The sequence below is a fragment of the Aquimarina sp. EL_43 genome, from assembly GCF_943422735.1.
Taxonomy (GTDB): domain Bacteria; phylum Bacteroidota; class Bacteroidia; order Flavobacteriales; family Flavobacteriaceae; genus Aquimarina; species Aquimarina megaterium.
Genome location: NZ_CALSBR010000001.1, coordinates 3,321,451 through 3,344,819, shown reverse-complemented (window position 1 = coordinate 3,344,819; position 23,369 = coordinate 3,321,451). Strand labels below are relative to the sequence as shown.

The following is a 23,369-nucleotide window of genomic DNA, read 5'->3' as shown; positions in this document are numbered from 1 at the left end:
ACATATAATTATGATACTCTCACTTTACAGGTTTTAAACATATCCTTTATAAAGAAATTTTTAAGGTTTGTTACTATTTGTTTCATCTGCAATAATATGTTTGTATTTATTGTATAAAAATGAAATAATCAAAAGAAGCACTCCTAAAGCTAAGAATACAATAGTCTTCGCAATAGTTTCCATATGTGAAATATCATAAAAGAATAACTTTATAAGTGTAATTCCGAATACTATAATTGCTAAGACACGTAGATATTTCTTTCGTTTCCATATTCCTAAAACAATGAGCAATAATGCATAAATACCCCATAAAATACTTAATCCAAGCTTATATGTTTCTGTATACCCAGACAAGTCTAACCAATGTATTAATTCGCTACTTACTATCCAGATTAATGTGCAATGCAGTATAATTTCAAAAGCAACCTTAAAGGTTCTACCCAGAAATTTTTGCCGTACATACTTATAAAAAGTAAATAGCAAACCTGCTACAAATCCAAAAGAAATATATCGAATACCTATATGAGAAAAAGCTGTCGCACTAAATTCTGTTCCTTTTAATTCTAAATAACTATCTCTAAACTCACTTAGCAAATACAATCCTCTGGTCAAAAACACAAAAAGAGCTAACAACATAAAACTAAGAGTGATATACCCCAAGACATTATTTTTAATTTTTTTGATATTCACAAAAGACAAAATAACCAAGAACAACAAACTATAATTAATAAGCCAAATAGCTCTAAAATTTCTAGTATCTGATAATACCGTATACTGTTCTGTACCATCAATATTTTGCGAAATGTAATGGTGATCTATATCTTGATAAACCTGATTCCAATAACTATCTATTTCTATCCAAAATGTAAAGTAGGTAGTGCATATTAATAGTAATGCTAGGCCTATGGTAAGCATTGTATACAACCAGGGTTGTTTTGGCCAGGGAAAAGATAGTTTCTCTTTACGATGTGTGATATAAATAAATGCAAAAGACACAATACACAATATTGATGTCATAAGATAAATATTAAACACTGGCATTAGTCTGGTTTCTGGTAGTGTTGGGCTATATCTATAGTACACCACGATCCAATCATGTAAAAGGCTAAAAAAAGTTAAGGCCCACAGCGGATATGAGAGAATCTCGTATATCGGTACTTTTTTGGTTCTCCCAATCCAAAATAACAATGCTGCTTCTCCTGCCCATAGCAGTGTAACCCAATTTCCATCTAGTTGTACAGGAAATGCAATCGTAATAAAAATCAAAACCATACCAGATACAAAATAAAATAGGTTGCGATCAGCTAGTTTTAATCTATATACAATAACACTTACCACAAAATGAATCACTGCATTCGCTAATGTAAATACACCTAATAAATCTTTACCATATTCGTGATTGCTTAACATCGAAAATCCAATACCATAAAAGATAAATGAATTAGATAATTGTAGAATTACATCAATGGTTTTAAAGCTTTCTTTTTTTCTGAGTTTGTATACCAAAAACATAAGATAGAATGTGATAAAAAAGACAGTAAGAAATATAAAACCAAGGGTAAAATGTTCTTCTATTGTGTATTTATCTGCATACCATGACATAAAAATGATCCAAGTAAGCAAAAAAGACGAAAAGTAAAGAGGTTTCCAGTATTTTTTGATGGCAATAATGAGAATACCTATATTAATAATCGCCATATAACTAAACAGAATTACTACTCTACCCGATCCGTCACTTAATAAAAAAGGAACTGCATAGGCTCCTACTAGTCCTATATGAGCTATAATTTGCTTATTATATTGTATTGCTGCAAAAACAGTAAATGCCGTAAATAATAGCATAAGAACAAATGTCAAAGTCTGCGGAATCAGGCCGTATAAGTCGTATGCTAAAAAGGTAATAAAATATAAAATAGCCATTGCACCACTAACCAGTACCGCACTAAAGTTTTCATATTTTTTCTTTAGTTTCATCCCAATTCCCAAAAGCCCTAATCCTGTTAAATACCCCAGTATAATCCTGGTTAATGGTCCTATTAGATCATTTTCTATGGTATACTTTGCCCCAATAGCAACACCAATGATAATAATAACAATACCTATTTTATTGATTAGGTTTTCTCCAATAAACTTTTCAAGATTAGATTTCTTTTTTGGTTTATTTATTTTGGCAATAATAGGTTTTTCTTCTTTTACTAGTGTTGGTTGTACAGCCTCTGGCTTAACCGAAGAGGATGGTTCTTTGATACTTTCTTTTGGAACTTCAGCTGTAGGTGAAACAGGAGTTGGATTTTCTGTTTTTATATCAGGCTGGTTGGTCGATGTTGTTTTTAGCCTATATATCTCATCTTTAAGGCTTTCTATTTGAGTCGAGAAATCTTGTTGTCTTTTCAGTAGGATTTCAAGCTTTTCCAAAAGCTGATGTATCTGATCTTGGTTGTTTCCCATATTACAATATTATTATATTTGCCTAATGCTAAGTATTCCTCAAAACTCTTATAAATTAAGATACTACAAAATATAATAAGGTTACATTTAGCGCTATATCATCACTTCTAAGAGTACATACTACTCACTATATAAATTAAAGACCTGTTTCTTTTAAAAATATATTTTTATTCTGTTTAGTTTTTCAAAACTATATATAGTATGCACAGTTTGAATAGTAAAACAAATATCTATAATACGTACAATTTATAGAACACTGTTTCCCGTGAAAAATATTATTTATTTCGCATGGAGTTTCAGAATAAAAGACATTTATTCTGAAAAGGTAAAAAGATTTTCTGAAACATCGTTATCATAACCAATTTTCAATTCGATATACGAGCAATTTTATCTTTAAGAAATTGTCTTTCTTGTTTGGACTGGGTGAGCTGTATTGCCTTTTGGTAATATGTTGTAGCTGTATTATTATCTTCTAATCGTTGGTAGATTTCGCCTAAAGTTGCATGATATAGATAATATTTTTCTAGTAATTTGTCGTTCTTTACACTTTCGAGTGCAGTTATTGCTTCTTTTGGGCCTTTAAGTTCTAGAATAACCAAGCATCGATTTAAAAAAACGATAGGATCATTAGCAATCTTTAATAAGAGTTCATAATACTCTAATATCATTTTCCAGTTTGTATCTGTATATTGCTTTGCGCAGCAATGCTGATATGCAATAGCGGCTTCAAGGTGATATGTCGAGAGTTCTCCTCCAAAAGCAGCTTTATTTAGATATTGTTCTCCAGATCGTATTAATTCTGCATCCCATGTTGTACGATCCTGTTTAGAAAGCAAAATAAGCCTCCCTTCTTCTGTTAGCCTACTATTAATTCTGGAGGCATGAAAACACATTAATCCCATCAAAGCATAAACCTCGGGTAACTGCGTACGTTTCTCGGATAAAAGAGACCGACATAAAAACATTGCTTGACTAATTAAATCTTTACGAATCAATTGATCGGCATGAGTAGAATTATATCCTTCATTAAACATGAGATAGATTGTATTAAGTACCGTTTTGGTTCTAAGATTAATTTCATTAATAGTGGGGATTACAGGACGTATCTTACGTTTTCTGAAATATTCTTTGGTTCTATACAATCTCTTAGAAATAGTATCTTCACTGGTAAGAAAAGATCTTGCAACTTCTTTAGTGCTAAATCCACATAATGCTTTTAGAATAAATGTAATTTGATTTTCTTGTGAGATATCGGGGTGACAGCATGCATACATCATTCCCAGAAAATCATCTTTTATATGTTGTTCCTGCCAATAAGTATCCATTGTAGTAGTTAGTGTATACCCAGAAGTTAGTAGTTGTTTTTCGGGATCAGAAAAATCAATAATACTACTATGCTTATTACGCCTGATAACATCTATAGCTTTATTTTTAGCTGTGCGATATAACCACGCTCTTGGGTTATCCGGCATCCCTCTATATTTCCAGGTTTCTAGAGCTTTAACCAGAGCATCCTGTACTACATCTTCTGCTAATTCTATATTTTCGGTACCGAATATTTTAATCAATACAGCAACCATCTTTCCAGATTCTTGTCTAAAAAGATGGTTTAATGTATGATCTATGTGATCTCTATTTTCCAAAAAAGTTATTCCATTGGGCTTATTTCTCGTACTTCGACGCTACATCCATATTCAAAACCTGGACAATCCTTAGCTATTTGTGCCGCATGGTCTAGAGAGTTTGCCTTAATTAGCAAGTATCCACCAACTAGTTCTTTACCTTCTGCTAATGGGCGATCGGTTACCTTTTTACCACCTTCGGTCAATGTTTTGGCCTCGTTCATTAATGGCTGACCACCAATAAGCTGTTCTGATTTTGCTAAACCACCCATCCATTGTTGCCAATGTTGCATATGTTGTTGCATCTCTTCTGGTGATCGGTTAGCATCATGCCCGCCACGGATAATATACATAAACTCTTTCATTACTATATCTTTTTAATATTCTATTATCTTAATCCTCTGGCCATACTTCTCTTACTTCTACACAAGAATTCCATTGTAATCCCGGGCAATCTTTTGCCATTTCGGTAGCATCTTCTAGGTTGTTTGCTTTAATAACCAAATATCCTCCAACCAATTCTTTTCCTTCTGTTAATGGTCTATCTGTTACTTTGGTTCCTCCGGGATAAATTGTGTTACCGTGTGAATATAATCGCTCACCTCCAACAAATTTTTCTTGCTGAGCCATCTCACCGATCCATTGTTGCCATTTTTGCATATGCTTTTGTTGTTCTTCTGGAGATTTAGAATCCCATACTTTGTCATCTCCTCTAAAAAGAAACATAAATTCTTTCATTTGTCTGTTTTTTTAAATGGTTTATTTATTTTCTACATTACTATGACGAACACTTTTTTTATTTTTGGACAAGCAACACCATATTTTTTTAGTACAATGTTGTAAAAAATATTGCAAAATGATATTTCTAATTTGATATTGTGTTATTCCCCGGCAATTAACCTCATCTCTTTGTTGATGGAATTTACGAATAATCCTCAAAATGATTTAAAAAAAATAACGAGTATATTTTCATATACTCGTTACCTCTTATAAAATCTTGTACTATATTATTGCTTAAAAAAGACACTCATATTGAGCAATTTCTTATTTTTCTTGATATTTATTATACCACACTCTTTTTTTGTCTATATATAAAAAAAGAGAAGTTTCTGTTACTTCATAATATATACATCCTGAATTGCTAATGCACACTTCACGATCTTTTGCGTTTACAGACCATGTATTCTCTGTTGTCTTTGTTTTAGACTTTTCTACTACTGTTTTATCCGATTTGAATATGATAAAAGTTTCGGGATCATCTTTCATAACCCATTCTCCTATCAATTCTGTGCCTGCAACCTGTTCAATTACAATTTCTTCAAATTTTAACGTCTGATTTTGCTGTACAGGCTTTGCCTTAAAACTCATTAGCAGTGCAGCTAATATAACAGTTGTAAAAATTACGGATATAGATTGGGGTCTTTTCATAATTTAATTTTTAATAAAATAAGGATATAAATTTAATGTTTTTTTGGTAATCTATAGTTTTGATATTTTTTAATGCTCAAATAAGGTGATAAAATTATCAATTCTTTTATCCTAATCACAAATTTTATACCAGGACTATATTATTCTTTAGATCTTGCATAGTGGAGTTCCATTTCATTCATAGTAATCACCAGCATATCTTTTCTTAGCACAAATTCTAAACACTTTTCTGTACCTCCCTCTACCGATGTCGCTTTTAAGCAAAGTTTACTATCTTTTAATAACCAATACCTTTTTAGAGGTTCTCCTAAAGACTTTTCTATAACGGTTCCATCAGATCTCAATTCTATATAAGTATTGGGATCACCATCCATTACCCATTTTCCTATTAATTCTTTTGGACCACCTTGATATACACTAATATTTTCCTTTTCACCATCATTTTTCTGGTGTTCAGGGCTATTTTTAAAGCTGCTCAATGTTAGCATAGCTATACTAACGATGGTAAGAATTAATTTGGATTGCATAATTTGGGCATTTAGGTAGGATAAATTTAACGTTTTTTTTGGTTTTATCCCTAATACTATGTTATTAAATATCTTTCTACAGATACGATAAATGCAATACAATTGATGTAAAACAATATAATTTACCGAGACTCTCAATTTAATTTTACTATTATTTGGATTCCTACATATTAAGGTTTTTAAAAATCTTGTACTTATTTTGTTTATCCATTTTTTGGTTAAAAGCTTTAAAAACTGTTATAGGAAATTAATTAGGGGTAGGGTATTATGCTGTATAAACGTTTTATTATAAAAACGCCCATAACTTATCTATTAACGTAAATGGCTAAAAGGGAACACATAAGGATAGTGTTCCCTTTTTATGTATAAAAAAATGAAAGTTATTCTAAATATTTTAGGAGGTTCTAAAAAATTATACTCTTTCTATTTTACATATGAAACAACCAGCTTCAGCATTTCTGGCATGTAAATATGCTATATCATTATGGTCATGAAATATTTCTGGAATCAAAAGATCTACATCATCATCACCTACCAATTTTGTAAATATCATATTTTGTTTTGTATTATACCCAATTAGTGATAAAGGAAAATTTTGTTTATCTGCTTTGATTTCTGGCGGAAATTGATGATCGTTCTTATAGGGTTCGACTTCTTTTTTGTGAACAAAAATAGGGCCTGGTTGATTAAATGCATTTTTAATTTCAAAAGGACTATGGCTAATCAATAGCCGAGTATCTTTTCCCGGATCAAATTTTTTTAAAGAAATACGACAAGGTCCATAACCTGTAGCTATTTGTTCAACAACAGGATAATTAAAATCATCTACTTTTGTTTCTTTAATTCGTGATACATATTCTTTTGTTAACGGGACAATCTTAAATTTTTTCATATGTTCGTTTTATGATTTAGCTTAGATTATGTAGCAGAAAAACTTATTACATAACCTTGATATAGCAAAATTGCTAAGAATTCAAAAAGTAAAACACCCAAATCTTGCTTAGTTATGAATTAATTTTTGCAGCTTCCCAGCCAATTATAGCAGTTTTGCGTGTACTGCCCCAATGGTATTGTCCTAAATCACCTGTAGATTGGATTACTCGGTGACAAGGAATTAAAAATGCAACAGGATTACTACCTATAGCAGTTCCTACGGCCCTGGATGCTTTAGGCTTATGAATATGATTGGCGATGGTTCCATATGTTGTTAATCCTCCCTTTGGGATCTTGAGTAATGTTTCCCAAACTTTTAATTGAAAATCAGTCCCTTTAAGGTGTAGTTTTATTTGACTTAATTTTCTCCAATCTTTAGTAAAGATAAATAGAGCATTTTGTTGAGATCTATCTACGATTTGAGTAAACTTTGCTTTCGGAAAACGTTGTTGTAATGTTGTAAATGCATTGTCATCATCTGCAAATGTCATATGGCAAATACCTTTTGAGGTTGAAGCTACCAGCATTTTACCAAACGGGCTTTCGGCATAACTATAATTGATCTCCAGGTTCTGACCTCCATTTTTGTATTCTCCAGGTGTCATTCCTTCTATTTTTATAAAAAGATCATGTAATCTTCCTGTTCCAGAAAGTCCGGTCTCGTATGCCGCATCAAACAAAGTGGTTTGCTGATCTTTTAAAATATTTTTTGCGTACTCTAAACTAGTGTACTGCAAAAATTTTTTAGGACTCACTCCTACCCAATCTGTAAAGAGTCTTTGAAAATGAAAAGGACTAATGTGTACTTTTTCGGCAATCTCATCCAGGTTAGGTTGATCTTTAAAATTTTGTTTAATATACGTTATCGCCTCTGCAATACGATTGTAATGAAACTGATTTTGCTCACTTATCTTCATAATACTATAATTTTAAAAACAGTATAAAAGTATATAGCTCTTGGTAGTATTAAAACCCAGAACTTGCTTATTTCAATACAGGATAAAAATAATAGTATTATATGGTTAGAAAAATTATATAGTAATAAACTGATTTAGTCCATTATAAAACTAAATCCTCCCGAGAACAAGCTAGAGCTAAGTCCAGAGTCTCGTTCATATTGTCTAAATCGAAGATCAATACTTTTTAAACCAAGTTTCCAGATATGGAATTTTGTAAAAATATCGGTATAACTAATACCAAAACCGTATTGATTTGCATCAAAACCAGATAAATCATAATCCGAAGTATAGAATTGCTGCGTAGACAAATGTTGATTAAATGGTGCAAAATAATCTGCCTTCGTTTGTGTATAAAAACGATATGAAGGGTATAGTGTAAATTTATCTGTGATTTTAATGGGTATTTCTATACTTGCAGTATGTGAGTTAATCCCCCAATCATCTGTATAATATCTATAAAATGTTCGTATTGTAAAAATTTCATTAATATAATAATGTAATCTTCCTCCTGCAGCTATTTTAAACCTAGAATCTGGCAATCTTTCTACATCATCACCATATGTAAATTCTTCAATAATTACATCGGCCACATCGGCAAATTGTACTCGTTGAAATGGGGTTGACAAAAGGCCTTCCTGTTTAATAAAATCTAATGAAAGAGATCCTTGTAACCTTTTAGACAAAATTTGTGAAAATCCTAATCCTACAGAATACGAATTACGAGATTCATCATCAAACTTCGTAAATGTAGGCTGATCTCTTAATTCTGAGGGATATATTGCTTTCCATGTATCTAGAAACACATTGGCTTTTACACTTAATTCTGTATTTTTTTCATTAAAAAGTCTTGAATAACTACCGCCAAAGCCTATAGAAAAATAGTCATATTCGGTTGCTACCGCAACATTGGCTGACCACACACTATTTCGATCATCACTACTATGACTATAACTTCCTGATATTGTCGTTAACACATCTTTTTTTGATGCTCCAGAAGAAGCTACAAAAGGATTGGCAGCGCCATTGCCATCAAAAGGGTTAACATTACTAGAAGATGCCGATGAATATGCCGATATTCCTGCATCTATAGTTAATACATCATCATCATTTAGTGGGATAGAAACCACTATTGTTGGAGTAAGATCAGTGAGTTCTTCTGTACCCACACCACCTGTAACCGCAGCGTTATCTCCATCCTGAGTATAATAACTCATTAAAAAATCTACTTCTGCAGACTCTAATACTCTCTTTTTGTAGGTTGTTGTATCATCCTGTTGTTGCTCCTGTGCAGTTACAATCACTATAGATAATAATGCTAGTATTAAGGGAATTTTTCTCAAAGATCTTTACTTTATAAAAGTTTTTAGTATGTTTTTCAATTCTTTATTTAAGAGAAATATTATCTCCTAATTACAACCACATCCTCCGCCTGTTTTTCCTCCATTTGCTCCAGCAGCAGATTCTCTATATGCCTGAAAATTAGTTTCAAAACGATCAATTTTTTTGAGCGCCAATTCCATATCAGGATCATTGATTTGTACTTTTTCGTATTCTTTTACAGCTACACATGAGTTAAGAGAAAGTACTAGTACTAAAAGTATTGGTATCAACTTATTCATAAAGTACGTTTTATAAGAATTATTGTTATTTATTATCTATCTTAATATGATCAGAGGTATGAATATTTCCCTGGTCATCAATTATAATACATTCAATCCCATTTAATTGATTGATTCTATTTAATCCCGTTTCAATTCCCATCACAAAAACAGAAGTTGCCAATGCATCTGCCAACTCAGCTTTTGGAGCAAAAACTGTAGCGCTTACAATACCAGTAGATGGGTATCCTGTTCTGGGATCAATAATATGAGAATACCGTTTACCATCTAAAATTACGTATTTTTCATAATTACCAGAAGTCACTACTGCTTTTTCTACTACTGGTAATAATGCAAATGCATTATTTTTATTCAAAGGGTTGGTAATTGCAACTTTCCACTCGCTTCCATCTGGTTGTTTCCCCCAGGTATTCATATCTCCAGAAGCATTTATGATTCCGGCATGTACTCCTTTACTTATTAAGAGGTTTTTGGCCTTATCTGCTGCATATCCTTTGCCAATAGCTCCAAACCCTATCTTCATCCCCTTTTGGGTTAGAAATACTGTAGATTTCTTTTTATCTAAAACAATATACTTGTACCCTACTCTTGCTACTGATGTTTTAATTTCTTCTTCAGAGGGCATTTCTTTCATGCTATTATCAAATTTCCAAATTCGATCCATAGATGCATAACTAATATCAAATGCGCCATCTGTTAATTTAGAAATCTGAATAGCTCTAAATATTAGGTCGAAAAGTTCTGTATCAACTTTCACCGGATTAACCCCTGCATTGTTATTAATTAAAGAAGTTTGAGAGTTTTTATCCCACGAAGAAATCAATTTTTCGATTCTCTCAATTTCTTCGACAGCAATATCTATGTATTGATTAGCTGTTGTTTTGTCTTTTTCGACAACGGTAATATCAAAACGACTTCCCATTAGTTTTAGGGTACGTTTATATATTTGTTGTGAAAAACTACTACTTATTGTAGCCAGGAATAAAAGGGTAAAGAAAAATCTCAAAATATTATTTAATCATTGTACTTAGCATTTCTAAATATGCATTTGGTGTTACTTTTTTATAACCAATCGCTCCCATTTTTTTACCATTTTTATCTAAAACAACAACTAATGGAAAACCTCCACTTTTATTATATTTCTCTGCCAATGCATTATTCTGATGCTGTAAAGCTTCGGGTAATTGGTTTTTTTTCTTACGTGGGAAATCAGCTTTTAATAATACGTAATGTTTTTTGGCATATCCCTGAAATTCCTCTGTATGCAAAATCTGTTTCTCTAATTTAATACATGGTGCACACCAATCTGAACCAGCAAACACTAAAATTATATTTTTATCATTTTCCTGCGCAATTCTTTTTGCTTCTTCAAAATTGGTTAGCCACTCTTGAGCACTTACCCAATTAATTCCTGAAAATATCAGAAATACAACTACAATAATCTTTTTCATATGAATGTAAATCTACTTTATAGTAACTATTCAAATTGTTAATTAGTACTTAAAATTCGTTTGAAGGTCATAATACGTACTAAGTCTAAATAATTATTAAAAGAACAATTTTTATACCGAACAAGACTATATACTTACTCTTATTTACTACCACCTTTAATTTGGCCTCTATTTATAATACAGTTATATAAAAAAATACCCTACATTGATTAGTCATTTTTTTACAAAAAAACGGAAACACCTGTGGGTATTTCCGTTTTTCGAGAATGAATTAACATCCAAAATATATTATAAAGTCTTATAAACTATAGCTTAGGACATCTTTTGCAATTAGATTTTCCTTTCTTTTTATATTTTTTACAACATTTTTTCTTTTTCCCTCCACAGGCTATTTCACAATTGACAGCCGGACAAGGAGAATATAATGATGGAGTACCTGAACTTTGCACTGATATAATTTTTATTGAATCTAAATAAAGTACAAAAATATAAAAAAAAGATTCCAAAAAAAGGAATCTCTATTTTATCTTTATTAACTTATTAACAATCATTTAGGCTCCTCTGCTACTTGAAAAGTGTTGATATCTCTATCAAATAAATAATGACCAGACTTGTCATCTCCAATAATTTTAAGTTTATCTAACAATGTTCGTGCTGTTGCCTCTTCTTCTAGCTGTTCTGCTACATACCATTGCATAAAATTATGTACATTATAATCTTTATGTTGCAGGCACTCATATATAACATTATTAATTTTTCCTGTAACAAATTCTTCGCTTTCCAAGAACGTTTCAAAAAGCTCCATCAACGATTTAAAATCATCCCTGGGTTTATCTACTGCAGGAATAACAGCATTACCACTTCGTTCATTAATAAATTTAACCAGCTTGGTCATATGTACTCGTTCCTCTTCTGATTGCGTATAAAAAAAATCTGCAATACCGTTATATCCACGAGTATCCGCCCAACAAGCCATCGAAAGATATTGAGCAGAAGCTTTTGCTTCATATTTTATTTGATCATTTAATAGTTGTTCTATTTCTTTTATCATGTTTTGATATTATATTTAACTAAATAACTAAAGTACGTAATTTATTACTTTTTAAAGTGTAGTAATAAGTTGTTTTATGCGATGTAATCCTGTACATCATCTCATATTTTTATAGCACTACTTAAAGATGCCTTGTCAACATTATTATAAATCATTAGTAGGAAAGAAACAAATATCATTGCCTACTTAAAAATTATGCTGCTTTCTCAAAAGCAATATAATTAACCAATTTACCGTGTTTATCCCAAACCGGAAATCCTTTAATTTGACATAAATATGGGGTTTTATCTTTTTTATAGTTTACAATCGATACTTCAAAAGGAGTCTCACTATCTATAGCAGTTCTTATTTTTGCAGATGTCTTGGTACATGTATCTTCACCCTGAAATATTTTTGGCGAATTGCCAATAACTTCATTAGGTAAATATCCACTTAGTTTTTCAATATTTTGTGAAGCGAATACAATTTTAAGATTGGGATTCGTGATAACAATAACAGATTGTTCTTGAATAAATTCTTGGTAATAGTCTGTTGTAAAATTCCAATTTTTGGTAATTTTCTTTAACATATTAAGATCTTCTTTAAAGCTTTCGAATACTGAAAGATGTTCTCCATAAAATTCCCATGAAACTAATGGCAATACCCGATTAGGTGTTTTCTGGTAGTACTTTGCCACCATACTATCGTATTCAAAAAATTCATTCATTACAATTTCATTTTAATACATTACCACACCTAAGTTATTCTAGTGCTTACCATTTAAACTGTAAAGTTGTATACCAGGTTAAAGGCTCGGAGGGTATAATCCCTGGCCCAGGATAACCGGTCGCTCTTCTGGTAAAATAACGAGTATCTAAAACATTATTCACCCCTGTTTCCAGTTTAAATTTCCTATACCGATAAGAAATTGAAAAATCAAGGATGTGGTATGATGGAATTTCGCCAATAATACCATTACGACTATCTCCAGAAGGTGCTATAGTAGCATTAGTTACATCTGTAAACTGTTCTGACAAATACGTGAATTGTGTATTAGCAAGAAAGTTTTTGTAACCAAACTTTAATCCGGTTTTTAAATTCATTGCAGGTATAAATTCGACTTTTTTACCCTTTACCCCTGCTTCTTCAGACTCTATATATTCTGATTCTGTAAAAGATGCATTAACAAACCAATTAAATCTGAAATCTGAGTTTCCTGTATAAAATGTATTAAGAATATTCCAATCCATAAAGGTCTCTACCCCATAAATAAGTGCTTTTCCTATATTCTTCCTAACTCTATTTGCTCTGTCGTCTAATACGATCCCAATTCGATCATCGTATAGTAATCCAAAACCTCCAATATCATAAGACAGTTTATTTCCTCCTATCTTTCCTCTAACGCCAAAATCGGCAGTAAAACCTTCTTCATCAGAAATATCGGGATCAATTATAAAAGTTGGGCTTACTACTCGAATATCACTAAAAGTAACCGATCTATAATTCTGAGATAAATTGGCATATGCTTCTAAATGAGTATTTGGCTTATAACTGGCTCCAATACCAAAAAGTAAAAATGAGCGATCCAGAGTTCTGTTATCTACTAAGGCCGTATTAGATATAGGGTTTCCTGCCAGATCAAAATTAACCTGGTTATAACTTCCTTCGCTTTCAGTTTTAATATATTCAAATCTAAAACCAGGAGTTACTGAAAAGCTATCAGAAATATTAAAAATATTCTCTCCAAATATTGCTACATTCAGGTTTGGAAAATCAAAATCAGATTGGTTTGGGTAATCTGGAAATGCTTGTGTGGCAAAGTCAAAGCTTGCATTAGTTCCTATACTTCCCGGGCCTTGTCTAGAGTCATTATTAGCCTGGTAATATTTTGAGCCTATTAAAAAAACTGATTCCTTACCAAACAAATTGTATCTACTTAATAATCTAGCCTCTGCACCCCAGTTTCTAAAGTTACCTACAATCAAATCACGCGGAAAAGCATAATTACCATTAGCATCTGTTTCATCTACATCTGTGATTGGGTTTGAATTTAGCACAAAAGGATTTCCTCTAAAACCTACTGCTTTTCGAGAAGCATCAAGACCAAAAAGATTTAAACTAAAGTCAGTCTTATCAGAGAATTTATGTTCTAATTTTAGTGAGAATAATTTCCAATTTACACCAAACCAATTCCTGGTTCTATTGCTAAATTCTGGATTTTCATCGAATTGAGTATCGGTTAGTCCTCCCGGTTGTTGTGCCAGATAATCAAGATATGTGGTTTCAAAAGTTAGTTTTGTTTTATCGGTAAAAGCATATCCGATATTTGCATAAAAGTTTTTAGAATCAAATTCTGAATTTGGTCTATAACCATCACCTTTTTTATAATTAAAATAAGTGTAATAACTAAACTTACCTAAAGTACCACTAATGCTATTAAAACTCGTAAACAAATTAAATGATCCTAATGATTGCCTGGATATAAGTTCTATTTTTTTATTAGGATTGGGTTGCTTCATTTTAAAATTGATGAGTCCTCCAAACTGAGTTCCATATTGTAATGATGCAGCTCCACGAACAACTTGTATTTCACTCAAAGCTTCTGCAGGAGGAGTATAATAGCTCTCGGGGTATCCTAAAACATCGGCACTTATATCGTAACCATTCTGTTTTATGTTAAAATTAGCAGATCGGTTTGGATCTAATCCCCTACCTCCAATATTAAGCTGAAGCCCTGCATCACTGTTTTCGTATATATTTAATCCAACCACCTGAGCATAAATCTGTCTAGAATTATTTGAAGCTAAATTACCAACTGTTTGATCTACTAAAACCACTTCGCTTTTTTTACCTGCAAAAATTGCAGTTCCTTCTACAGGTCTAAGTTGTTTAAGCCCAAAAATCTTTTCCTTTCGTTGTATGATCAAAACTTCTGAAAGTTCTTCTCCAAGGGGTTTTAATACAAAATCTTTTGATTCATCTCCTTTAATCTTTATGTGTTGTTCCAGAATTTCAAAATCAAAACTAAAAATAGTAATCAGATACTCTCCTTGTGGTAAGTCTGCAAATTTAAATTGACCATCGGTATTCGTAATGGTCTGCTGACCGTTGGTTCTGTTATATACTTCGGCATTTGCAATGGGTTGATTATCCAGATTTGTTACTGTGCCCTTAAATTGATATTGCCCAAAAACTGAGCTTATTGTTAATAATGTTCCAAAAAATATACTATAATCCCTTAATTTCATCCTTAAATGGAATAATCCAATTTTTATGTTTAAATGATTCTTTTTGTTTTCCCAAATCTACTGTTGGATCTATATATTGTGTACTTAATCTACCATTAAGTGCTACATAGCTCTCAACAAATACTTGTATGTTTTGATGCCCTTGACTTTCAAAATGTTTTTTTAGATAATGAGCATATTGTAATATAAAATCAGGTTGCGATGCCATTTGTTTTTGTTGAAAAGCGGTAAGAAAATCATCATTATCAACATAAAATCGCTTTTTTGTTATACTATCAACAATTTTAAAATTAGCATAGCCCGCTTTTTCCATCAACATTACTCTCCATGAAAACCGAAATCCTTCTTCTGTCCAGAATAACTCTCCCGGGTATAACATATATCTAAATGGTAGAAGTAATTGAATCGCAAAGAATATAGTTATAGAGGTTAAAAGAACTTTATTTTTCTTAGGAAAAAATTGTAATGCTGTATTGGTATCAAATTGTCGTTTGTTTATTTTAAATACTTTGGAAATAAAATCTAATATTTTATGATGGAGATTAGCATCAAAAAATATCAATGTGCTTACAATCATGATATAAGGGAACATTCCTATAGGAAAGAGAACTCGGGTTAAAACATGAAAGATAACAACCAGAATAAAAGCAAAAGGTCTCGTTTTTCTATATAATAATAATAGTGGAATCGTAAGATCATAAATCGCACCCGAATAGCTAAATAGATAATGCATCCATTCTTTTTGCATTAAATCTCCCAAAAGAGGCACACTGTATTTAGAAGGTAACCATATTTTAAGAGGCATTGCTTTTACCAGCCAATCAGAATTAAGTTTTGCCAAACCGGCATAAAAATACACAATCCCTAAAAGTAATTTGATAACATCAATTGTCCAGTTAGGAATTAATTGATAAGAAATTCTTTTCAGTTTTGCATCTAATGCATAATACCGATTTGCAGGTAAAAAAATCATTACAAAACTAAGTAGACTTATAAAATAGTAATGATTAAGATATGTTGTCTTATCCATCAATTCTATGTAAGTAAAACTGATAAAAAAAGTAACTATTGCAATCCTATATTTGAAACCAAGCGCTATAAAAATTGTAGAAATTCCGCATATGGCAAAAATAATGTAGGTGTAGATTCCTATAGGTTTTATCCATTCGAAACCATAATATGAGAAAAAAAACTTAGGCTGAATGTATAGTTTATCGATCCATCCGTAGCTCCAAAAACGAATAATACTAATTAGCATCATTACTCCAAAAAAAATACGAAAGACTGCAAGTGGTGCAGCCTCCGTTGTTTTTTTCAGATATTCGTTAAGTTTAAAAGTCATCTAACAATATATGCAAATTTAATCTCCATCGGCATCTACAAAATCTACACGTATAGACATTGCAGAAAGCATATCTACCTTAAGAAAAACTACATTTTTCTGTAATTCATCATAGGTTTGTGTCATTAAACTATTGTTGGTGCGAACCTGGGATGAGAAATTATCATCCAGACTTGATGCTTTTGTTCTTGCGGTATTAAATTGGTTATTGATAAGCGTACTTAAATCTTCACCATTTTTAATCGTATTTAAGAAATCTAAATATGTTTTTAAACTTTCTCCTGTAGTCGTGCTACCAAAATGTTTTCCGTTAAAGAAATCTTGTAATGTATTAAGATTAGCATCAAAAAGTGCCTTAGATATATCTCCTTTATAAAAAGCTTCAACAGTAGTATCTAATGGAGAACCTGAGAATACACCTGCAGGTATTCCTATTTTTGCTGCACGTAAATGTTTTTCATAATGAAAAATAAAATCATTAGTCAACTTATCTAACGAGCTTGTAGCCGAAGATCCACTATTACTTATAAAAGTGCCTCTATAACTTCCTTTCCAATCGTTTAAAACCTGGTCGGTAAGATCACTCATACGGTTTACTAAATCAGACAAATACTTTTTATAACCGGCAGCATTAGCATTGGTAGTATAAAACTCTACGATTCCTGTATCGGTACCTGATAATCCGTTCAAAAGATAATCTAACGCTCCAAATCCTTGTTCATCCTGTTTTGTTACCGAAGTAAAATCATAAGTCCCAGAAGTAATATTAGTTTCTATTTCGGCTACAGTAACAGGGTATACATTCATAAAATTTCGTAGCGAAAGTTCTTCTGCTTTTCCTATTTCAAACATACTAACCGATTGCCATGAAGTATATGCCTTTATCCAAGCATTCCTTAGCACAACAAGATTTGCAGCATCGGTTGTAGTTATAAAAGTAGAGGTTGCGGTTTTTAAAGCAGATATATCGGTAGAAAAACTTTCATATGAAGGTATAACTATATTATCTGCTATATTAGTTAATAATGCTTTTCGGTCAAAATTATCCGTAATACCGCCAGTATCATTCGAATCATCACTCGATGAGCAGCCCGCTATAAAAAATAGCGCAACCAAAACTAAAAATAATGATTTCTTCATCTTATTTTTATTTATTCTTAATAAATTTTTGCAAATGTAAAAAAAGAGGTTGGAAATGTTATAATTTCCAACCTCTTTTTTTAAACTTTATGAATTGTTTATTATTCTAGCTACCAGCTTGTGCTACGGTAAAACTAAATTTACTTGCAATAGTTTCTGAAATTGATTGCAAAGTTGCCGGAGTTACATCCCAAAATCCGTTGGTACCTCCCATTAACTGATCTATTAGTCCTTGAACCTCGGTTCTTGTTAAATAAGGAACATTACCTTGTGGTTTTCTTGTAAATTGTAGACTATATACAAATCCAAATCCTTCAGACAGATCGTGAAATGCACTAGCATAATCTACAGTAGAAGCCTCTAATGCATTTTTTCCTTGTTGTAAATAATATACTGCTCTTACTGCAATAACCTGTGATATTTTTTCTCTAATAATAGCCGCTTGTGCATCACGTACATCGTATCTCTTTGCAACAATAGCTGCTCTACCCAACTTAAATGCATCAAATATTTCTTTTGCAATACCCGCAAAATCAGAATCTCCTTCTACTCTTCCTATATATTTATTTAAAAAACTATCGTCTTGACCTATAGTTTTATTCGGATCTGTTTTATCTTGAGAAGCTCCATATAGATAACCGTAGGCTTCATCCCATTTGTGTTCCATGGTAGTATAAGGCTTACCTTCTGCTACTACTCCATTATTATTATTTGCTACATTAGAAGCTTCATCCAGAACTAAAGTTCCTAAATAGTTATTTAAAGCCTGATCAGCCATTAAAGCACCTATCAAACTCTTAGCAAATGCTTGGTTTAATTCTAATCCTTTTGCATTAACATATCTTTTAGAACCTCCTCCTGCTTCTTGAAGAACTCCTGCTACACCAGCCGAAGCATCTGTTGTCCAACTAGGAAAAACATCATCTACCTGGCTTTTTATCCAACTATCAAATTTATCCTTTATAGCTGCAGCATCTGTTGCGTTATCAGAAAAATAATCTCTTGATGCAGCCGTTTTACTTCTTACACTTTTATCAGACGCATTTAGACTAGCATCCAAAAAATCATTTGCTCCTTCTACATGAGCAAACATTGCATCCAAAATAGCTTCAGTACTTGTATTATCTTTTAATTTACTTACAATTTCTTCGGCCATTGCAATACGCGTAGTTTGACCACCAAAATTTACAGAGCTTTCATTATTACGTTCAAAAACATAGGTTGGTGGCGCCGCCACCTCTGTAGTAGAATCATCATCTGAAGAACAAGACCCTAAAATAAAGGCCCCAGATATACATACGATTTTTAGCAAATTTTTAATTTTCATTTCTTTTATTTAGACTTAATATCAATAACTTATGAGTTCGCAAATATATTCATCAAAATGAACATGACAAAGTTTATTTATTCTAAATCTAAATTAAATTTAAGTTTTAAAGAAATCACGGGGTTATTCTATTGATTTTAAAACCGTTACCACTCAATGGTACATAGAAAATATTTTGGTAGCCTCGTTATGTGAAGATTCAAAACTTAGCGTTCTGATATTTGTTTCGGCATGTACTGTTGTAAAATATGAGATCATACGCTCGGTAGGCATATTACCTGTTAATTCGTCTTTTGCCATTGGGCATCCTCCAAACCCTTGAATAGCTCCATCAAACCTTCTGCATCCTGCTTTATATGCAGAATCTACTTTCTCAAACCAGGTTGCTGGTGTAGTATGTAAATGCGCTCCAAATTCAATTTCTGGATAAGCTGGAATTAAATTCGAAAACAAGTAATCAATAATTTCTGGTGTAGAAGTACCAACAGTATCTGATAATGAAAGAATCTTCACTCCCATCTTGCTTAATTTCTCGGTCCACTCTCCTACTATTTCTACACTCCATGGATCGCCATAAGGATTACCAAATCCCATAGAAAGATAAGCCACTACTTCTTTATTTGCTTTATCTGCGATGTGTAATATTTCTTGTAATGTAGCTACAGATTCTACAATAGTTTTATGAGTATTTCTCATCTGGAAATTTTCTGAAATCGAGAAAGGATATCCCAAATAATCGATTGCTTTATGCTGTACTGCATCATTAGCACCACGTACATTAGCAATAATTGCCAACAATTTGCTTCTGGTATCAGAAAGATCCAATTGAGACAAAACCTCTGCGGTATCTACCATTTGCGGTATTGCTTTTGGTGAAACAAAACTCCCAAAATCTATGGTATCAAAACCACACCGTAACAATGACTGAATATACTGAACTTTTTTTTCGGTAGGAATGAATTCTTTTATACCCTGCATAGCATCTCGAGGGCATTCAATAATTTTTACGTTTTCGGTCATTTTAGAGTAGCAAACTAAGAAATATTCAATTGTGTGTATAAAAGTATGATTATTTTTTAAAATCTAAAGCGTTTCGACACGATTAGAAACCTCATCTGATTTTCTCATTTTTCAAAAACTATGTAAAAAAGGATTTTATAAAAGAAAACGTATTGTATTTATTTTTTCTTACTGTACTCATTAGGTGTACAATGATACATTTCTTTAAAACACTTACTAAAATATGCATGATCATTAAAACCAACACTATACCCTACTTGAGATACATTAATATTAGATTTTTTAAGTAATTGTGCCGCTAACTTTAGGCGTTGAGAACGAATAAATTCTGAAGCAGACAACCCTGTTAGTGCCTTTAACTTTCTGTGCAGTTGCATACGACTCATACCTAATGCCTGACTAAACAATTCAATCGAAAAAGAAGATTCTACTAAATTTTCGTCTAATACCTTTTGCATACGATTTAAAAATTGCTCTTCTACAGAGGTTATAGCTACATCTTTTGGTCTTAAAATAACTTCTTGGCTATATCGCGATTGTAATTTTTTACGAACTTCTATCAGTTTTTTAATACGTTCTTTTAGTACCCCTTCGTGAAATGGTTTAGTGATATAATCATCTGCACCTGTCTTTATCCCTTCTAATTTGTTTTCATCTCCTGCTTTTGCAGTTAATAGAACAATAGGGATATGACTGGTACGTTCATCACTTTTTAATGTATTACATAACTCAACACCATCTTTTACTGGCATCATAATATCACTAATAATAATATCTGGGATATGTACTATGGCTTGTTCAATTCCTTCCTTTCCATTTTTGGCTTTTACGATGGTATAACGTTTTGTAAATATATGTTCTACATAACTTCGAATATCATCGTTATCATCTACAATGAGCAAAATGGGCAAATTTTCATTTGTTTTATCAGCTTCTACAGCTTGTTCTTCTTTATATTCACTAGCAGAATTATCTGTTTCTTTTCTGGAAATAGCAATAGAATCATCTATAAATTCTTGTTTAGAAAACGATTTTTTAGCGATAGGTAATGTTACAGTGAAGATCGTCCATTCATTAGGAATGCTTTCTACACTTATAGTTCCTTTATGCAATGAGACCAATTCCTTTACTAAAGCCAAACCAATACCAATTCCTTCTTTGTTTTCGTTAATCTGATAAAATCGTTCAAAAACCATGATTTCTTCTTCTTTGGTAAGTCCTTTTCCTGTATTTTTTATTACAAAATGTAATTCATTTTCTTTTACCATAGTATTACAGACTATAGATCCCTGGTTTGGTGTATACTTTATAGCATTAGATACCAGATTTACAACTACCTTTTCTACTATATTCTTATCAAACCAAGTTATAGCCTGGGTTTTATTCATATATGTTAGATAGTTAATATTCTTTTCTGTAGCCAAATACGTAAAACTATCGGCTATGCTTCCTATAAAAGAAATTACATCCTGTTGATTTACTTTAAGTTTTAAATTTCCGGTTTCTATTTTTGACAGATCTAACAGTTGGTCTACAAGAGAGAGCAACTTAACTGAATTGCGTTGTGCCATTTCAAAATTGGCACGTTCTATCGGGTCAAGTTTTTCTTTTTTAAGTTGCTGTTGAATAGATCCCGAAATTAGGGTAAGAGGTGTACGAAATTCATGTGAAATATTAGCAAAGAATTTAGATTTTGCTTTATCCAGTTCTTGTAATTTTTTAGCAGTTTTTCTATAGGCACTATATCTTCCCAATAAATATATTGCTATCAAAAGAAAAAGAATACAACTACCAATAAAATATATAGATTGATAAAAAGGTTGATGGATGGTAAATGCTATTTCTCGTGCCGCTAATACATTTTCATCCTTATCAAGTGCTTGTATAGCCAAATTCTTTTTACCAGCAGTAAGATCAAAAAGGCTTAGTACATTTTGTGTTTTTACAGGAATCCATTTTCCCGTATTTAATCTGTATTTATATAGTATAGAGTCTAACACATAAGGCTTCGAAATAGAAAAATCCAATACTACATTTCGTTCTCCTTCTTTAAGATCTATAGTAGAATAACCATCGATAGAAGGTCTGCTTTTTAATACATTATTGGCAACAAAACTACTTATATCAATGCTATGTTTAAAGCTCTGATTGACTTTAACCACAGGTCGGGTAGAACGAAATATTCTTCCTCGTTTGGACCCCCATACAAACCCACTTCTATCTAAGTTTAAGAAAACACCATCTTTCATAGGCTCTGGTGTTTCTAACCACTCATATTTTTTTGCATGCCTATTGTAAAGTGCATTTCCTAAATTAACTACATTAACCAACAAAATACTATCGTTCAAAGGAACTGCAGATCGAATAACATTATCTGCTCGATCCCATTTTTCATGTACTTTAGTCTCAAAGCGTAAAAATTGTTTGGTCTCTGTATTAAACTCTACCATACCTAAACCATGAGTAGGCATTAAAAACACGTTATCATAGCGTATAATATCATGAAAATTATGAGGATAGATATAAGGAGCATCTTTAATCTGGTACTGTTCTATATGGTCATTTTTGATGTTAATTTTATAAAAACCATCGGGTAATGCAGCCCAAATGATATTATTTTCTATATCAACAAAAAAAGATTCTACAGCGTGCGAACTATTGCGATGTCGAATATCAATCCCGTTGGTTAAATACTTCTTTAAAACAGTATTCGATTTTTTGTCTACGATATAGATCCCATTAGAAGTACCTACGTATAATGTATCAGCTGTTGATTTCAATTGTAAAATGAAATTTCGCCAATTAGGAAGGTGTAACGGTTCTTCTAAAAATATTTTTTCTGAAGTACGTTTTTTTAGATTTATTTTATACAATCCTTTACGTTCTCCATACCAAATAATATCATTATCAATCAAAAATCTCGTTCCAGCCTGATTTCCAACATCCAGATTATGAAAACGAGATAAAAAACTAGTCACATTTACAGCAGAATGTCCATTATACCGATATAAACCATCTTCTATAAGCGACCAAATAATCCCTTCTTCATCTTCATAAAATACATCAATATTTTCCCATGCCTGAAGCCCATCATCAGAAGTGATAATTATTTCTTCAAATAAAACCTTTGTCGAATTTACTACAGGTTCCTGTGTCCAACATAAGTAAGAAGAGGTAAGAAATAACAAAAAAATGTATGAAAAATTTTTGATACTAAAGATAAATTTAAGTTATACAAACAGTTATAATCAAAATTACAATGATACATTATTTTG

20 protein-coding genes are annotated in these 23,369 nt (G+C 31.9%); all 20 read right to left on the bottom strand.

Annotated features, from left to right (window positions below; translation table 11 throughout):
• Positions 1-60: 60 nt before the first annotated feature.
• Positions 61-2,448 carry a DUF2339 domain-containing protein gene (locus NNL09_RS14220; RefSeq protein WP_196909623.1) on the bottom strand — a complete coding sequence of 796 codons (2,388 nt, stop codon included), beginning with the start codon at positions 2,446-2,448 and terminating at the stop codon, positions 61-63.
• Between the two features lie 365 nt (positions 2,449-2,813).
• A complete protein-coding gene (locus tag NNL09_RS14215) occupies positions 2,814-4,091 on the bottom strand; it encodes an RNA polymerase sigma factor (RefSeq protein ID WP_025666047.1) in 1,278 nt (425 codons plus the stop codon).
• 5 nt (positions 4,092-4,096) lie between these two features.
• Positions 4,097-4,435 (bottom strand): YciI family protein, encoded by a 339-nt coding sequence (locus NNL09_RS14210; RefSeq protein ID WP_025666046.1) that lies wholly within the window; start codon positions 4,433-4,435, stop codon positions 4,097-4,099.
• Positions 4,436-4,463: 28 nt separating this feature from the next.
• Positions 4,464-4,808, bottom strand: coding sequence for a YciI family protein (locus tag NNL09_RS14205; RefSeq protein WP_025666045.1), 345 nt, complete (start codon positions 4,806-4,808; stop codon positions 4,464-4,466).
• A 306-nt stretch (positions 4,809-5,114) separates the two neighbouring features.
• The gene (locus tag NNL09_RS14200) at positions 5,115-5,498 is read right to left on the bottom strand and encodes a hypothetical protein (RefSeq protein WP_035096305.1); all 384 of its coding nucleotides are present in this window, start codon (positions 5,496-5,498) and stop codon (positions 5,115-5,117) included.
• A 140-nt stretch (positions 5,499-5,638) separates the two neighbouring features.
• Positions 5,639-6,025, bottom strand: coding sequence for a hypothetical protein (locus NNL09_RS14195; RefSeq protein ID WP_025666043.1), 387 nt, complete (start codon positions 6,023-6,025; stop codon positions 5,639-5,641).
• Positions 6,026-6,437: 412 nt separating this feature from the next.
• On the bottom strand, positions 6,438-6,917 hold the full coding sequence (locus NNL09_RS14190) for a DUF1203 domain-containing protein (RefSeq protein ID WP_025666042.1): 480 nt from the start codon (positions 6,915-6,917) through the stop codon (positions 6,438-6,440).
• Positions 6,918-7,029: 112 nt separating this feature from the next.
• Positions 7,030-7,875 carry a methylated-DNA--[protein]-cysteine S-methyltransferase gene (locus NNL09_RS14185; RefSeq protein WP_196909622.1) on the bottom strand — a complete coding sequence of 282 codons (846 nt, stop codon included), beginning with the start codon at positions 7,873-7,875 and terminating at the stop codon, positions 7,030-7,032.
• 134 nt (positions 7,876-8,009) lie between these two features.
• Positions 8,010-9,257, bottom strand: a complete 1,248-nt coding sequence (locus NNL09_RS14180; RefSeq protein ID WP_035096303.1) for a DUF3570 domain-containing protein — start codon at positions 9,255-9,257, stop codon at positions 8,010-8,012.
• A gap of 66 nt (positions 9,258-9,323) precedes the next feature.
• A complete protein-coding gene (locus NNL09_RS14175) occupies positions 9,324-9,536 on the bottom strand; it encodes a DUF4266 domain-containing protein (protein ID WP_025666040.1) in 213 nt (70 codons plus the stop codon).
• A 25-nt stretch (positions 9,537-9,561) separates the two neighbouring features.
• Positions 9,562-10,542, bottom strand: coding sequence for an FAD:protein FMN transferase (locus NNL09_RS14170; RefSeq protein ID WP_231391017.1), 981 nt, complete (start codon positions 10,540-10,542; stop codon positions 9,562-9,564).
• 4 nt (positions 10,543-10,546) lie between these two features.
• On the bottom strand, positions 10,547-10,987 hold the full coding sequence (locus tag NNL09_RS14165) for a thioredoxin family protein (protein WP_025666038.1): 441 nt from the start codon (positions 10,985-10,987) through the stop codon (positions 10,547-10,549).
• Between the two features lie 547 nt (positions 10,988-11,534).
• The gene (locus NNL09_RS14160; protein ID WP_025666037.1) at positions 11,535-12,038 is read right to left on the bottom strand and encodes a ferritin; all 504 of its coding nucleotides are present in this window, start codon (positions 12,036-12,038) and stop codon (positions 11,535-11,537) included.
• 193 nt (positions 12,039-12,231) lie between these two features.
• On the bottom strand, positions 12,232-12,744 hold the full coding sequence (locus NNL09_RS14155) for a PAS domain-containing protein (RefSeq protein WP_196909620.1): 513 nt from the start codon (positions 12,742-12,744) through the stop codon (positions 12,232-12,234).
• A 46-nt stretch (positions 12,745-12,790) separates the two neighbouring features.
• Positions 12,791-15,265 carry a TonB-dependent receptor domain-containing protein gene (locus NNL09_RS14150; RefSeq protein WP_196909619.1) on the bottom strand — a complete coding sequence of 825 codons (2,475 nt, stop codon included), beginning with the start codon at positions 15,263-15,265 and terminating at the stop codon, positions 12,791-12,793.
• Positions 15,246-16,607: an HTTM domain-containing protein gene (locus NNL09_RS14145; RefSeq protein WP_196909618.1), complete on the bottom strand. Its 1,362-nt coding sequence runs from the start codon at positions 16,605-16,607 to the stop codon at positions 15,246-15,248. The genes NNL09_RS14150 and NNL09_RS14145 overlap by 20 nt, the downstream gene beginning before the upstream one ends.
• A gap of 18 nt (positions 16,608-16,625) precedes the next feature.
• Positions 16,626-17,747: an imelysin family protein gene (locus NNL09_RS14140; RefSeq protein WP_025666033.1), complete on the bottom strand. Its 1,122-nt coding sequence runs from the start codon at positions 17,745-17,747 to the stop codon at positions 16,626-16,628.
• A 106-nt stretch (positions 17,748-17,853) separates the two neighbouring features.
• Positions 17,854-19,074, bottom strand: coding sequence for a DUF4856 domain-containing protein (locus NNL09_RS14135; protein WP_196909617.1), 1,221 nt, complete (start codon positions 19,072-19,074; stop codon positions 17,854-17,856).
• 153 nt (positions 19,075-19,227) lie between these two features.
• Positions 19,228-20,094, bottom strand: coding sequence for a hydroxymethylglutaryl-CoA lyase (locus tag NNL09_RS14130; RefSeq protein WP_196909616.1), 867 nt, complete (start codon positions 20,092-20,094; stop codon positions 19,228-19,230).
• Between the two features lie 158 nt (positions 20,095-20,252).
• The gene (locus NNL09_RS14125; protein ID WP_196909615.1) at positions 20,253-23,282 is read right to left on the bottom strand and encodes a response regulator; all 3,030 of its coding nucleotides are present in this window, start codon (positions 23,280-23,282) and stop codon (positions 20,253-20,255) included.
• Between the last annotated feature and the right edge of the window lie 87 nt (positions 23,283-23,369).

Coding starts and splice junctions, on each gene's coding strand:
- NNL09_RS14155 (WP_196909620.1), bottom strand. CDS start 12,744: ATGAATGAATTTTTTGAATACGATAGTATGGTGGCAAAGTACTACCAG.
- NNL09_RS14195 (WP_025666043.1), bottom strand. CDS start 6,025: ATGCAATCCAAATTAATTCTTACCATCGTTAGTATAGCTATGCTAACA.
- NNL09_RS14150 (WP_196909619.1), bottom strand. CDS start 15,265: ATGAAATTAAGGGATTATAGTATATTTTTTGGAACATTATTAACAATA.
- NNL09_RS14205 (WP_025666045.1), bottom strand. CDS start 4,808: ATGAAAGAATTTATGTTTCTTTTTAGAGGAGATGACAAAGTATGGGAT.
- NNL09_RS14200 (WP_035096305.1), bottom strand. CDS start 5,498: ATGAAAAGACCCCAATCTATATCCGTAATTTTTACAACTGTTATATTA.
- NNL09_RS14140 (WP_025666033.1), bottom strand. CDS start 17,747: ATGAAGAAATCATTATTTTTAGTTTTGGTTGCGCTATTTTTTATAGCG.
- NNL09_RS14220 (WP_196909623.1), bottom strand. CDS start 2,448: ATGGGAAACAACCAAGATCAGATACATCAGCTTTTGGAAAAGCTTGAA.
- NNL09_RS14185 (WP_196909622.1), bottom strand. CDS start 7,875: ATGAAGATAAGTGAGCAAAATCAGTTTCATTACAATCGTATTGCAGAG.
- NNL09_RS14130 (WP_196909616.1), bottom strand. CDS start 20,094: ATGACCGAAAACGTAAAAATTATTGAATGCCCTCGAGATGCTATGCAG.
- NNL09_RS14165 (WP_025666038.1), bottom strand. CDS start 10,987: ATGAAAAAGATTATTGTAGTTGTATTTCTGATATTTTCAGGAATTAAT.
- NNL09_RS14175 (WP_025666040.1), bottom strand. CDS start 9,536: ATGAATAAGTTGATACCAATACTTTTAGTACTAGTACTTTCTCTTAAC.
- NNL09_RS14210 (WP_025666046.1), bottom strand. CDS start 4,435: ATGAAAGAGTTTATGTATATTATCCGTGGCGGGCATGATGCTAACCGA.
- NNL09_RS14160 (WP_025666037.1), bottom strand. CDS start 12,038: ATGATAAAAGAAATAGAACAACTATTAAATGATCAAATAAAATATGAA.
- NNL09_RS14135 (WP_196909617.1), bottom strand. CDS start 19,074: ATGAAAATTAAAAATTTGCTAAAAATCGTATGTATATCTGGGGCCTTT.
- NNL09_RS14190 (WP_025666042.1), bottom strand. CDS start 6,917: ATGAAAAAATTTAAGATTGTCCCGTTAACAAAAGAATATGTATCACGA.
- NNL09_RS14145 (WP_196909618.1), bottom strand. CDS start 16,607: ATGACTTTTAAACTTAACGAATATCTGAAAAAAACAACGGAGGCTGCA.